Genomic DNA, 12,670 nt, shown 5'->3' on the forward strand with positions numbered 1-12,670 from the left:
AGGGTACACAGTAATGAATAAAGGACATGTTATTCAAGTAATGGGTCCAGTTGTTGACGTTAAATTCGACAATGGCCAATTACCAGCAATCTATAACGCTTTAACAGTTAAGATTGAACGTCCTAATGAAGAACCAACAATTCTTGCATTAGAAGTTGCGCTTCATTTAGGTGATGATTCTGTTCGTACAATTGCGATGTCATCTACTGATGGCTTACAACGTGGAGCAGAAGTAACAGACTTAGGAAAAGCTATCTCAGTACCAGTTGGTGAAGTTACACTAGGTCGTGTATTCAACGTACTTGGAGAAGTAATTGACTTAGGTGAAGAGATTCCAGCAGACGCACGTCGTGATTCAATTCACCGTGAAGCACCAACTTTCGAGAATCTTTCAACTACAGTTGAAATTCTTGAAACAGGTATCAAAGTAGTAGACTTACTTGCACCATATATCAAAGGTGGTAAAATCGGTCTATTCGGTGGTGCCGGTGTAGGTAAAACTGTATTAATCCAAGAATTAATCAACAATATCGCACAAGAGCACTCTGGTATCTCTGTATTCGCTGGTGTAGGTGAGCGTACTCGTGAAGGGAACGACTTATTCTTCGAAATGAGCGATTCAGGCGTTATCAAGCAAACAGCGATGGTATTCGGTCAAATGAACGAGCCACCTGGTGCACGTATGCGTGTTGCTTTAACTGGTCTTACAATGGCGGAATACTTCCGTGATGAGCAAGGTCAAGACGTACTTTTATTCATCGACAATATCTTCCGTTTCACACAAGCAGGTTCTGAGGTTTCTGCCCTATTAGGTCGTATGCCTTCTGCGGTAGGTTACCAACCAACACTTGCAACTGAAATGGGTAAACTACAAGAGCGTATCACATCTACGAACAAAGGATCTGTAACTTCTATTCAAGCGATTTATGTACCAGCCGATGACTATACTGACCCGGCTCCGGCTACAACTTTCGCCCACTTAGATGCAACAACTAACCTTGAGCGTAAATTATCTGAAATGGGTATCTACCCTGCGGTTGACCCATTAGCTTCGACTTCTCGTGCATTATCACCTGAAATCGTAGGCGCTGAGCACTACGCAATTGCTACTGGTGTACAACGTACAATCCAACGTTACCGTGAATTACAAGATATCATTGCAATCTTAGGTATGGATGAGTTATCTGATGAAGATAAACAAACAGTAGAACGTGCTCGTCGTATTCAATTCTTCTTATCACAAAACTTCCACGTAGCGGAACAATTCACTGGTCAAAAAGGTTCTTATGTACCTGTAAAAGAAACTGTTCGTTCATTCAAGGAAATCCTTGATGGCAAATGGGATCACCTACCAGAAGATGCTTTCCGTCTAGTTGGTTCAATTGATGAAGTAGTTGAAAAAGCGAAAAGCATGGGCGTAGAGGTTTAATACTAGGGACGAGGAGGAAAAAATATGAAGACAGTTCTAGTCAATATTGTCACTCCCGACGGCCCAGTATACGATTCTGAAGTATCAATGGTAATCGCTAAAACAACTTCAGGAGAAATCGGTGTTCTTGCAGGCCATATTCCAATGGTTGCTCCACTTGCAATTGGTGCAGTGAAGCTTAAAAAAGAAAACGGTTCGACTGATATTGTTGCTGTAAGCGGTGGTTTCATTGAAGTTCGTCCAGAAAAAATCTCAATTTTAGCGCCGTCTGCTGAAATTGCTGAAAGCATCGATGTTCAACGTGCTAAAGAAGCCGTTAAACGTGCTGAAGGACGTCTTCAAAGTAAACAAGACAACATTGATTTCAAACGTGCTGACCTAGCATTAAAACGTGCGTTGAATCGTATCAACGTTCATGAGGGTAATATCTAATTCATTTTTAACGGGCAGATATCGCATCTGCCCGTTTTTTAAGGTGAATAAATATAGAGAAATGGAGGAAGCTACATGGAAATATATGAAGCGATTGGCCAAGAAGCTTTATTGGGTATTTTATCTCACCTGTTTTTTATTGCTATTACTTTTTACGCCTTACAAGCTTTTATGATCGAAAAACTATTTAAAAAGAATCGAGTTTTTCAAATTCAGCTCATTTATATTTTACTTAGTATTGCGATAGGCTCAGCAGTATCAAATTTCTTTCTTCAAATATCTAGCTGGTCAGGCAAACTCCCTTATTTATTTTAAAGAATTTTTTTCTTTCTTTCATAAATTTATAGGTCTACATGCTTCAAAGGACTTTATAATACCATTTGTGTGGCCCTTTGAACTATGTAAAAAGACGCTAATACATTAAATTCTTATGAATTTCACGCTATTAGCTACCAAGATACCCATTGATAAATGTACGATAATAGGTGCCCACCACTTTATTTTTTATAGAAAAAAATGAAAAGTTGTTTTTTATTCATATATCTTTGGGTATGTATTAGAAGCGAACGGGTTATTGGTCATTCACAAAAAAAAATTAGCAGCGTACAATAAATAAATAGCAAAAAATCTAATAATAGCTTAAAATAGTGATTTGGACGCTTGAACGAGCGTTAGAAAAGTTGTACTATAGAGTTGTTTGTTTACTGATTATGACATTATACTTCTTTATTAAAATAAAAATTTGGTAGGTTAATAGATTGAATTCGGAGGGACATAGGGTGGATAAAATAATAGTGACTGGCGGCCAAAAACTACAGGGAAAAGTACGTGTAGAGGGCGCAAAAAATGCAGTGTTACCAATCCTTGCAGCAGCTTTACTTGCTTCAAAAGGAGAAAATGTAATTAAAGAAGTCCCTAATTTAGCAGACGTCTTTACAATAAATGAAGTACTTAAAAGTTTAAACGCAGCAGTTACATATATACCTGAAGATAATGCCGTATATATAGATGCAACAAAAGAACTTTCAAGTGAAGCACAATTTGAATTTGTTAGTAAAATGCGTGCATCTATTTTAGTAATGGGATCTCTACTTGCTCGTAATGGCTATGCACGTGTAGCACTTCCTGGAGGCTGTGCAATTGGATCACGTCCGATTGAATTACACTTAAAAGGCTTTGAAGCAATGGGTGCAAAAATTTCATTTGGCCATGGCTATGTTGAGGCGAAGACAGAGGGTCGCTTAAAAGGGGCTAATGTGTATTTGGATTTCCCAAGTGTTGGGGCGACTGAAAATATTATGACAGCTGCATCTTTAGCTGAAGGGACAACTGTAATTGAAAATGCAGCGAAAGAGCCTGAAATCGTGGATCTTGCAAACTTTATTAATAGTATGGGTGGCCGTGTAATCGGTGCGGGGACAAATACGATTCGTATCGAAGGAGTCGATACATTATATGGAGTAGAGCATCATATTATTCCTGACCGTATTGAAGCTGGTACATTTATGGTAGCAGCAGCTATTACTAGAGGAGATGTGGTGATTGAAAACGCAGTTCCTGAGCATATGACTGCTTTAATAGCTAAAATGCGTGAGATGGGCGTAGAAATTACTGAGTTGGATGAAGGTATCCGTGTACGAGTTCCTCAAACACTAAAAGCAGTTGATATCAAAACAATGCCACATCCTGGTTTCCCAACAGATATGCAATCACAAATGATGGCGTTAATGCTTACTGCTGAAGGTACGAGTATTATTACAGAAACGGTATTCGAAAACCGTTTTATGCATGTTGAGGAGTTCCGTCGCATGAATGCTGGTGCTAAAATAGAGGGACGTTCTGTGTTTATCGAGGGGCCTGTGAATCTTCAGGGAGCTGAGGTAATGGCAACGGATTTACGAGCTGCGGCTGCATTAATTTTAGCGGGTCTTGTATCTGAAGGAATGACACGTGTCACAAAACTTCATCATTTAGATCGTGGTTATGTTGATTTCCATGGAAAGTTAGCATCTCTTGGTGCTAATATTGAACGTATTACAGAAGAAGTAGTGACAATTGAAGATGTAACAGTTGAATTGCCTACAAACTAAATAGATTTTAAAACCCTTTGCTTTTTATGCAGAGGGTTTTTGTTTTCTCATAACTACAAGAAATTTAGCATATTATTCCTTATGAAAAAATGGATGATTAGTATAGGTGTCATTTGCTTGATTGGGGCATTATATATGCTTCCTTTAGTAGGGTTTAGTGAAAGACAAGAGGCTATCATACCTCAAGCTAGTGATAAGAATGCTTGTGAAATATTTATAGAAGTGGAGGGGCAAGAAGAAAAAATCCCTTTGGAAACGTATATTACAGGGGTAGTTGCTGCAGAAATGCCCGTTTCTTTTAAAAAAGAGGCACTGAAGGCACAAGCTATTGCAGCACGCACATATGCGTTGAAAACGACAAATTACGGTAAAATTGCGATCGCCCCAACTGTGGCAAAGCAAGTCTTCTATGATGAAGAACAAAGAAAGGCGAATTGGGCTAGCAATTTCCTGGGAAATGAAAAGAAAATTGTCGAAGCTATCAATGAAACAGAAGGACAAGTTATTCTTTATAATAATGAATTGATTACAGCTATGTTTCATTCAACAAGCAATGGTAAAACAGAAAGCGCTTATGGATATGGTGGAAATGATATACCATATTTGCAAAGTGTTGCAAGTATATCTGATCAAGCATCTCCTAAGTTTGAGGCTGAACAAGAATGGACTTTAGCTCAATGGAATAAGCTCTGGCCTATACAATGGCAACCTAGTGATTTTAATCGTATTCAGTTATTTTATAATGATTCTGGGCGAGTAGAACGTTTACAGCTAGGGAATAACGTCTGGACAGGGAGAGAGGTAAGAACGCTCCTTGGTATTCCATCAACTGATTTCACAATCATCTTTAATGCCAATAAAAGAAAGGTTCAAGTGAAAACTCAAGGTTATGGACATGGAGTGGGCATGAGTCAATATGGAGCTGAGGCAATGGCAAATGAAGGGAAAACAGCTGCCGAAATTTTACACTATTATTATCAAGATATTGAAATAAAAAAAATAGATGCATGTTTAAAATAACTTCTAGTTGTTCACACTGCAACTAGAGGTGATGAAAATGAGAGAGGATAAAAATAATAAAGCTTCTCAAAACCAAGATCCAAATCAAAAGGAAAATGGCCAATTACAAAAGAAACCGTGGTTTTGGCCAGTAGTTTACACAGGTGGTGCACTTGTTCTAGCAGGATTGTTATTTGGTTACAATAGTCTCGTATCAAAAGTAGAAGAGGCTCCTTTACCAGATTTAGCTGAAGTAGATCCAGGTCCTGTAGTGGAAACGAATGCACGTACAGAAAACATGATGTATCCATTCAAAGAAGAGAATTTTAGTAAAGTACAAGTCTTACAAGAATTTTACGAGTTAGAAGCAAATGAAGAGTCTCGCGAAAATGCACTAATGGTATTTAATCAAACATTTACTACATCTTCTGGAATCTCTATTGCTATGAATGGAGAAGAATTTGAAGTACTAGCTGCAATGAGTGGTAAAGTACTAGAGGTAAAACTAGACGCATTTACAGGGAATAAGATCGTGATCGAGCATCCAAATGGTATGCAGACACATTATAGTTCTGTGAAGGATATCGCTGTTAAAGAAGGCGATGAGGTTACACAAGGTCAAGCATTAGGAAAAGCGACTGACAACGAGTGGAATCAAGCGGCTGGCGTCCACATGCATTTCGAAATTCTTGAAAACGGAAAATATATCAATCCGAAAAAATTACTAGCTTTTTAATGAGAAAAGCTAGTAACGCATAAAAAGTCAGCATTTTATCAAGAAAATGCAAAACGTGTTCTGAATAGCTTTGTCCTCACATAAGGTGAAGAAATGCGCAAATGTGCATCTGATTGCCAAAGCATTTTGTGAAATTGTGTGGAAAGGACGAAGAACGTGCATGAGCACATTCGGAAGCGCTGCATACGCCTCGGTGAATTACTGATTGAGACGCGTGAGACTGTGCGTGTCCTCGCGAAAATGACTGGTTATTCAAAAAGTACGGTGCACAAGGATTTAACAGAGCGATTACCAACAATTCATGAAGGATTAGCTGACCAAGTGAAAGAAATACTCGCCTACCATAAGGCCGTACGTCATATTCGCGGAGGAGAAGCAACGAAAAACAAGTGGAAAGAAAGAGCGAGTCAAGAATGATTCGTTCTTTTTTGTTGTGTTGGACAAGCATAAGTGATGATTTTCTAAGGAATAGTAATTCTATATTATAGCCGTTCACTGCGTAAAAAGAAAACAGTCTTATTCACTAAATTTAGGTGAAATTACCAATAGAATATGATAAAATATTCTAGATAAAGAGATAAAATGAACGTTATGTAGTTGGAACTGGCGGGAAGGAGAAATTATAAAATGTTTTCGAAAGATATTGGCATTGACTTAGGGACTGCGAACGTATTAATCCACGTTAAAGGGAAAGGGATTGTCCTCAATGAACCATCTGTTGTGGCGATCGATAAAAAGACAAATAAAGTATTAGCGGTAGGGGAAGAAGCCCGCCAAATGGTAGGGAGAACGCCAGGTAATATCACAGCTATTCGTCCACTAAGAGACGGAGTCATTGCAGATTTTGATGTGACAGAGGCGATGTTAAGACATTTCATCAATAAATTAAACGTAAAAGGATTTTTGGCGAAACCACGCATATTAATTTGTTGTCCTACGAATATTACAAGTGTTGAACAAAAGGCAATTCGTGAAGCTGCTGAAAAATCCGGTGGTAAAAAAGTATATTTAGAGGAAGAGCCAAAAGTAGCAGCAATAGGTGCTGGAATGGATATCTTCCAACCAAGTGGAAATATGGTAGTCGATATCGGGGGCGGAACAACAGATATCGCAGTTCTATCAATGGGTGATATCGTAACAAGTGAATCCATTAAAGTAGCAGGCGATGTGTTTGATAACGATATTTTGCAATATATTAAAAAAGAATATAAATTGCTAATTGGGGAACGTACTGCAGAGGCAATCAAAATGACAATTGGTACAGTTTTCAAAGGTAGTCGCAATGATACAATGGATATTCGTGGCCGTGATATGGTAACGGGTTTACCACGTACAATTACAATTGAGTCTGAAGAAATTGAACGTGCACTACATGAATCAGTAGCCATGATTGTCCAGTCAGCTAAAAATGTCTTAGAAAAAACACCACCTGAACTATCAGCCGATATCATTGATCGTGGAGTGATTATAACTGGTGGTGGTGCATTATTACATGGAATGGACCAGCTATTAATAGAAGAGCTAAAGGTACCTGTTTTCATTGCAGAGAGACCTATGGATTGTGTAGCCATTGGTACAGGTATCATGCTTGAAAATATTGATCGTGTGCCAGCATCCTTATAAAATTAAAATGAGGTGATTTCTTTGTTTAAAGGATTTTATACAGTTGCAACAGGTATGATCACGCAACAAAGAAGAACAGAATTACTTACCAATAATTTATCAAATGCGAATACACCAGGATTTAAGGCAGATCAATCTACGATTCGCTCATTCCCAGATATGCTAATGTCTAGCATTGGAAAAACAAATGCTCCTGCTCATCAACAAGCCGGCGCTGAATATATGAGTCAAGTTGGAGCTTTAAATACAGGGACATATTTACAAGAAACATTACCAAATTACATACAAGGCCAAATCTATAACACTGATTTTACAACAGATATGGCATTGATTAATGGAAACTTACCACAAAATGAAGATGGTGTTACGGGTTCAATTTTCTTCCGACTAGAACATCCTGCTGGTGGTGAGGCTTACACACGTAATGGTAATTTCACATTAGATGGGCAAGGCTATTTAGTTAACGGTCAAGGATTATATGTACTAAATGATGCTGGGCAACGTATCCAGCTACCAAATGATGATTTCCGATTAGATGAAAGTGGCGCTATCTTTGTAAATAATCAACAAGTAGCTCGTGTTGGTGTATCATTTGCTGCTAACCCGAACATGCTACAAAAACAAGATAATGGCCTTATTCGTACAGAAAATGGTGAGAACTTGCCAACAGCTTATGGAGCGAATGGTGTTTCCTTTACACTACGTCAAAACTTTTTAGAAGGGTCAAACGTAGATTCTAGTCGCACAATGACAGATTTAATGACTGCCTACCGTGCATTTGAAGCAAACCAAAAAGTATTACAAGCTTATGATCGTAGCATGGAGAAGGCTGTAAATGAAATCGGAAAAATTTAATGGGCGAACAGGAGGCTTTTATCAATGCTACGTACAATGATTACAGCTACAAACACAATGGGGCAATTACAAAACAAACTGGATACAATTAGTAATAACATTGCTAACAGTAATACAACGGGCTATAAAACAAAGGAAGCATCCTTTAATGAATTACTTTATCAGCAATTTAATAATGATAAGCAGGATCGCGCAGAACGACAAACACCTGTTGGTATTCGCTATGGATCTGGTGCAATGGTCGGCCAAATTAAATCCAATGAAAAGCAAGGTTCATTACAAACAACTAATCGTGATTTAGACTTAGCTTTCACAAAAGCGAAACAATATTTCAATATTTTGATGCCAGATGGTGAAAATGGAACTGAAACAGTGTATACTCGACAAGGTGACTTTTATTTATCTCCATTGAATAATGGAACAGTTATGCTTGTAACAGCAGAGGGTTATCCAGTAGCTAATGCTGCAGGACAAGCTATTACATTACCCGACACGGTTCAAAAGTTTGCTGTTCGAGATGGTGGCGTATTAGAAGCAGCTTATCCAAATGGAGATATAATTCGTACGAATTTAGCTGTAACAGAATTCCAAAAGCCGCAATTAATGGAGCATGTTGCCGGTTCTTATATGGGATTACCTAATAATTTAGCTGAACTTGGCTATACGCAGGCGGAAGTTTTGACAGAGCTTGTGGGAGCCAACCGTCAGCAAATTGGCATGCAAAGTGGTACACTAGAAATGTCCAATGTTAACCTCTCGAAAGAAATGACAGAACTCATTCAAACACAACGTTCTTATCAATTCAACGCAAGAGCGGTGACATTAGCAGATCAAATGCTTGGACTAATTAATGGCATTCGATAGCAAGTTATCCAAAAACGCATAGTAAGGAATGAAGAGGAGTACAATCTATGACAAACGATTCACGTCGACGTTCTGTGCCGACACAAGAAACCGATACGCAACCGCAACCAGAAAAGAAAGAACGCCGCTCGACTGGAGAGCAACGCGAGGTTCGATGGGTGCAAATCCGACTGATTCCGATTTGGTTACGCATTGTAATTGTTCTCATTTTAGTCGTTGTTGCCGCAGCATTAGGCGCAATGTTTGGCTTTAGCGTTATTGGAGAAGGCAATGCTATGGATATTTTTAAACGAGAAACATGGCAGCATATATTTGATATTATGAATGGTAAAGAATAACATTATTCTTTACCTTACTTTGTGTATACATACTTAATTTTTGAGGGGGAAATGACATGTTATCTGCAGAACAAATTCAAGCAATTTTACCACACCGCTATCCTTTTTTATTCGTAGATCGCATCATTGAATTAGAAGAAGGGAAGCGTGCAGTAGGATTAAAAAACGTTTCAATCAACGAAGATTTTTTTAATGGGCACTTCCCAGGTTATCCAGTTATGCCGGGTGTGTTAATTGTGGAAGCTTTAGCTCAAGTAGGTGGAGTGGCTTTATTAAATGCTGAAGAATTTAAGGGTCGTTTAGCATTTTTAACGGGTGTTGATAATTGTCGTTTCAAGCGTCAAGTCGTACCTGGCGACCAACTTAAATTGGAAGTAGAATTTGTAAAACTTCGTGGCGCAATGGGTAAAGGTCATGGTGTAGCAACGGTAGATGGAGAACTTGTATGTGAAGCCGATATTCTATTTGCCATTGGGCCTGAACAGCCTAAACAAGCTTAATTTGCATTTGTAGACCAAAAGATATAAAATAGATAAAGTCAAGTCAAAAATTGATTAGTAGGTTCTTAAATTGCGATGGTAAATAAGCGATTGTGAATTGAAATAGATGTAATTTTTAGGTTTTACAAACGTAGGAGGATTATTAAGATGTATAAGGAATTGTCTTCAGGTATTAAAATTAGCATTACTCGTTCGATTTCAACATCTTTTGAAACATACTTAGCAAGTATTGGTTGGGATGAAGAGCGCTTTTCCATGGAAGACTTCATTGCAAACTGGCAGACTTATTTTCAGGAGAATGCCGCGTGGATCGAAAAAATCCCTTCTGATACATTGATGAGCGCACAGTTTCATGAAGAAATGGCACAAAAAATCGATGAGGTTATTGCCAAAATTTTAAATGAAGAACCAACAGCACAGCAAGTCGAAACAATCGAGGCATTGCAAAAAGAGCTAGGCACAAACTATAGCTACGACTGTAAAGCAGAGGCAGCATATATTGAACAGTTATTAAAAGAAAAACAAAAATAGTTTGTACAAAAATCGGATAGTTCCCTCCTTTCTCGGGCAATCTATGTAGGATCACAAATACAGTAGATGTATTTGATGACATAGTACCCAAGAAAGGAGGTTTTTTACTATGTGGAAAATGTCATTTTTAACCATTATTCTTGCAACTGCATTCCTTGGAGGTTGTAACTGGGGAAATAATGCAGTAGAAGATCACCCTGTTCGAGAAGTCGAGAATGACGTACGTCGAGGAGTCGACAATGTCGAGGATGCATTAGATCCGAATAATCGTGACGATGCATACGATCGCAATAATGTAAATGGGAATGGTGTAGATCGAGGTACTGTTAACGATAATACAACATTACCTGAAGCAACAACACCTGGTTCAAATGCCGATATGAACGGCACAAACGGCTATGACAACACACCAAATGCAAACGGTGTAAATGGTGTTGAACGTAATGACAACATGAACGGTAACAATAATAATGATGTTGTCGACGATAAAGTAAACAACACTGAAAAATACCGTGATGGTATGAACAACCGATAACATAAAAAGAGTGTTTCCTCTGTGGAAAACACTCTTTTTTCAATTTAGAGGAAAGCGAAGTGAATACCCGCGAAAGCAGAGTGAATACCCGCGAAAGCGAAGTGAATACCCGCGAAAGCAGAGTGAATACCCGCGAAAGCGAAGTGAATACCCGCGAAAGCAGAGTGAATACCCGCGAAAGCGAAGTGAATACCCGCTGAAGCAAAGTGAATACCCGCGGAGCAGAGTGAATACCTGCAAGCTAAGCAAAACCCCCATCAAAAAAAATTCTTCATATGCTCCAGTAAGTTTTCAGGTAAATGGTAAACACGATTCTTATAGGTACCGGTATATGGAAACTGAAACTTCCGTAGCAATCGAGTAGCTGCATCGCTAGAATTAATTCTAAAAAACGCTCGTAACTGTTTATTGGTAATAGAATGACTAATCAATAACCGATAATCAAGCATAGCCTCTGCGGAAATTTCTATACTTCTATAATGACAAAATGAACATTTCCAAATGCCACGATGAAAGTACATATTATTTTGATAGGTACATTTTGGACAAAGAACACCGTGTCGAAATCGTGATGGGGAAATCGATGTATGAATTTGAGGAATCATCTGTTTAGAAAGTAGCGCGTTCACTAATTGGGTTAAATGATTATCCGTCATTAATTTTTTAGGGTGCTTTTTAAAAAGCGACTGGAGATACTTATGAAGACCGGACGCATGAAAAATGGGGAGAGTACTAGTTGAATTGACGATGATTGTGGAAGGATTTGCTATAACAACAGCCCCTTCAACAGGAAGGGAATAACTTGCAATAAGATTTTTAAGAAATCCCCTATGACGCTCAGTTTGAGTAAGAGCATTTGGAAATCCTTCAACAGTACCATCAACCTTTGTGCGTATGCATTGATGTGTGTGTTGATCAAATTCAAGACGACCATGTATGTTTTTGATTTCTACAACCAACATAAAATGAGGACAAATAAAAAGCGTATCAATCTGATGCAGATGTTGAGCCGAGTTCATAAGACATAAATTATGTAAGACAAAAAAGGTATTTGGATATATTAATTCATGCCATACGCGATCAACTTTTTGTTCGCCAGCAAACCCTGCATCTAGTCGACGATACTGCTCTTGATAATAATGAAATTCTACATCATCCTTTAAAAGGCGCCTCATCAAAGCCTCAAGCCATAATAATTTTAAAGGCTTCTTCCTTATTGCAACCACCAAATGTAACCCTCCTTTTTTAAATTGTATTGTACAAAAAAATTACTGCTTGTCCAACAAAAAAAGCGATGCAAAAATTAGCATCGCTAGTCATTTTTTAATTTTGGTCGCTTTTTCATATCTTGTGTAAAGCGATCCAGTAAATCCTCTAAAGAAACACCCTCAGCAAGTAGCTCGGAAAGTAATTGTTCTGCATATTTTGATCGTTTAATTTTAAGCGTACCTTTTAATAGTACTGAAACATGATCACCGATATCTTCAACAGTATGTACGATCACCTGAAAAGGAGCGGGTTCATTATCTGGGAATGAAATAACTGCACGTACATTGAAGACTGTAGCATTCGCTAAGAGCTCATCAAAGGTTGAGCGATATTGTTTTTCCATAAACAATTCAAGTACCCAAGATTGATGGCTATTTTCCTGATTAATAATGATGCCATCGATTAAAGGGAATGGTTGCACGCCATCTTTCGTGACAAGGTCAAAGGAAAGCATTTTAAAGGTTTTCAA

The 12,670-nt window shown here is 38.2% G+C and carries 16 protein-coding genes; 14 read left to right on the forward strand and 2 right to left on the reverse strand.

All coding sequences use genetic code 11. The annotated features are described in order from the left end of the window. Positions 1-13: 13 nt before the first annotated feature. The 14 genes from atpD to NP781_RS00195 all read left to right on the forward strand — a co-directional run bounded on the left by atpD (position 14) and on the right by NP781_RS00195 (position 10,932). Positions 14-1,429, forward strand: a complete 1,416-nt coding sequence (gene atpD / locus NP781_RS00130; RefSeq protein ID WP_004269479.1) for a F0F1 ATP synthase subunit beta — start codon at positions 14-16, stop codon at positions 1,427-1,429. Between the two features lie 24 nt (positions 1,430-1,453). Continuing rightward, complete coding sequence (locus tag NP781_RS00135) at positions 1,454-1,861, forward strand: F0F1 ATP synthase subunit epsilon (RefSeq protein WP_004269480.1); 408 nt, start codon at positions 1,454-1,456, stop codon at positions 1,859-1,861. Positions 1,862-1,936: 75 nt separating this feature from the next. Continuing rightward, the gene (locus NP781_RS00140; RefSeq protein ID WP_004269481.1) at positions 1,937-2,176 is read left to right on the forward strand and encodes a DUF1146 family protein; all 240 of its coding nucleotides are present in this window, start codon (positions 1,937-1,939) and stop codon (positions 2,174-2,176) included. A gap of 464 nt (positions 2,177-2,640) precedes the next feature. Further along, positions 2,641-3,951 carry a UDP-N-acetylglucosamine 1-carboxyvinyltransferase gene (gene murA, locus NP781_RS00145; RefSeq protein ID WP_004269482.1) on the forward strand — a complete coding sequence of 437 codons (1,311 nt, stop codon included), beginning with the start codon at positions 2,641-2,643 and terminating at the stop codon, positions 3,949-3,951. 81 nt (positions 3,952-4,032) lie between these two features. Further along, positions 4,033-4,971, forward strand: a complete 939-nt coding sequence (spoIID, locus tag NP781_RS00150) for a stage II sporulation protein D (protein ID WP_221679374.1) — start codon at positions 4,033-4,035, stop codon at positions 4,969-4,971. Positions 4,972-5,008: 37 nt separating this feature from the next. Next, positions 5,009-5,686 carry a M23 family metallopeptidase gene (locus NP781_RS00155; RefSeq protein ID WP_004269484.1) on the forward strand — a complete coding sequence of 226 codons (678 nt, stop codon included), beginning with the start codon at positions 5,009-5,011 and terminating at the stop codon, positions 5,684-5,686. 156 nt (positions 5,687-5,842) lie between these two features. Next, the gene (locus tag NP781_RS00160; RefSeq protein WP_004269485.1) at positions 5,843-6,103 is read left to right on the forward strand and encodes a sporulation transcriptional regulator SpoIIID; all 261 of its coding nucleotides are present in this window, start codon (positions 5,843-5,845) and stop codon (positions 6,101-6,103) included. A 210-nt stretch (positions 6,104-6,313) separates the two neighbouring features. Continuing rightward, complete coding sequence (locus NP781_RS00165; protein ID WP_004269486.1) at positions 6,314-7,309, forward strand: rod shape-determining protein; 996 nt, start codon at positions 6,314-6,316, stop codon at positions 7,307-7,309. Positions 7,310-7,330: 21 nt separating this feature from the next. After that, entirely contained in the window at positions 7,331-8,164 is an 834-nt protein-coding gene (locus tag NP781_RS00170) for a flagellar hook-basal body protein (RefSeq protein WP_221679375.1), read from the forward strand. A gap of 24 nt (positions 8,165-8,188) precedes the next feature. Next, on the forward strand, positions 8,189-9,028 hold the full coding sequence (locus NP781_RS00175; RefSeq protein WP_221679377.1) for a flagellar hook-basal body protein: 840 nt from the start codon (positions 8,189-8,191) through the stop codon (positions 9,026-9,028). Between the two features lie 47 nt (positions 9,029-9,075). Continuing rightward, positions 9,076-9,366, forward strand: a complete 291-nt coding sequence (locus NP781_RS00180) for a DNA-directed RNA polymerase subunit beta (protein WP_004269489.1) — start codon at positions 9,076-9,078, stop codon at positions 9,364-9,366. A 56-nt stretch (positions 9,367-9,422) separates the two neighbouring features. Beyond that, positions 9,423-9,866: a 3-hydroxyacyl-ACP dehydratase FabZ gene (gene fabZ / locus NP781_RS00185; protein WP_009371926.1), complete on the forward strand. Its 444-nt coding sequence runs from the start codon at positions 9,423-9,425 to the stop codon at positions 9,864-9,866. A 147-nt stretch (positions 9,867-10,013) separates the two neighbouring features. Next, a complete protein-coding gene (locus NP781_RS00190; protein WP_221679381.1) occupies positions 10,014-10,397 on the forward strand; it encodes a hypothetical protein in 384 nt (127 codons plus the stop codon). A 109-nt stretch (positions 10,398-10,506) separates the two neighbouring features. Further along, complete coding sequence (locus NP781_RS00195) at positions 10,507-10,932, forward strand: hypothetical protein (RefSeq protein WP_257521124.1); 426 nt, start codon at positions 10,507-10,509, stop codon at positions 10,930-10,932. A gap of 257 nt (positions 10,933-11,189) precedes the next feature. Here the strand turns inward: NP781_RS00195 and NP781_RS00200 are convergent, their stop codons facing one another. Continuing rightward, complete coding sequence (locus tag NP781_RS00200; protein WP_257522575.1) at positions 11,190-12,158, reverse strand: nuclease-related domain-containing protein; 969 nt, start codon at positions 12,156-12,158, stop codon at positions 11,190-11,192. Between the two features lie 86 nt (positions 12,159-12,244). Beyond that, the gene (locus NP781_RS00205; protein ID WP_202342006.1) at positions 12,245-12,670 is read right to left on the reverse strand and encodes a YwpF family protein; all 426 of its coding nucleotides are present in this window, start codon (positions 12,668-12,670) and stop codon (positions 12,245-12,247) included.

The organism is Lysinibacillus sp. FN11 (genome assembly GCF_024628845.1).
Classification (GTDB): domain Bacteria; phylum Bacillota; class Bacilli; order Bacillales_A; family Planococcaceae; genus Lysinibacillus; species Lysinibacillus capsici.

What these genes read in the sequence shown, in the direction of transcription:
- atpD (WP_004269479.1), top strand. Translation starts at nt 14, where the DNA reads ATGAATAAAGGACATGTTATTCAAGTAATGGGTCCAGTTGTTGACGTT.
- NP781_RS00135 (WP_004269480.1), top strand. Translation starts at nt 1,454, where the DNA reads ATGAAGACAGTTCTAGTCAATATTGTCACTCCCGACGGCCCAGTATAC.
- NP781_RS00140 (WP_004269481.1), top strand. Translation starts at nt 1,937, where the DNA reads ATGGAAATATATGAAGCGATTGGCCAAGAAGCTTTATTGGGTATTTTA.
- spoIID (WP_221679374.1), top strand. Translation starts at nt 4,033, where the DNA reads ATGAAAAAATGGATGATTAGTATAGGTGTCATTTGCTTGATTGGGGCA.
- NP781_RS00155 (WP_004269484.1), top strand. Translation starts at nt 5,009, where the DNA reads ATGAGAGAGGATAAAAATAATAAAGCTTCTCAAAACCAAGATCCAAAT.
- NP781_RS00165 (WP_004269486.1), top strand. Translation starts at nt 6,314, where the DNA reads ATGTTTTCGAAAGATATTGGCATTGACTTAGGGACTGCGAACGTATTA.
- NP781_RS00175 (WP_221679377.1), top strand. Translation starts at nt 8,189, where the DNA reads ATGCTACGTACAATGATTACAGCTACAAACACAATGGGGCAATTACAA.
- NP781_RS00180 (WP_004269489.1), top strand. Translation starts at nt 9,076, where the DNA reads ATGACAAACGATTCACGTCGACGTTCTGTGCCGACACAAGAAACCGAT.
- fabZ (WP_009371926.1), top strand. Translation starts at nt 9,423, where the DNA reads ATGTTATCTGCAGAACAAATTCAAGCAATTTTACCACACCGCTATCCT.
- NP781_RS00190 (WP_221679381.1), top strand. Translation starts at nt 10,014, where the DNA reads ATGTATAAGGAATTGTCTTCAGGTATTAAAATTAGCATTACTCGTTCG.
- NP781_RS00195 (WP_257521124.1), top strand. Translation starts at nt 10,507, where the DNA reads ATGTGGAAAATGTCATTTTTAACCATTATTCTTGCAACTGCATTCCTT.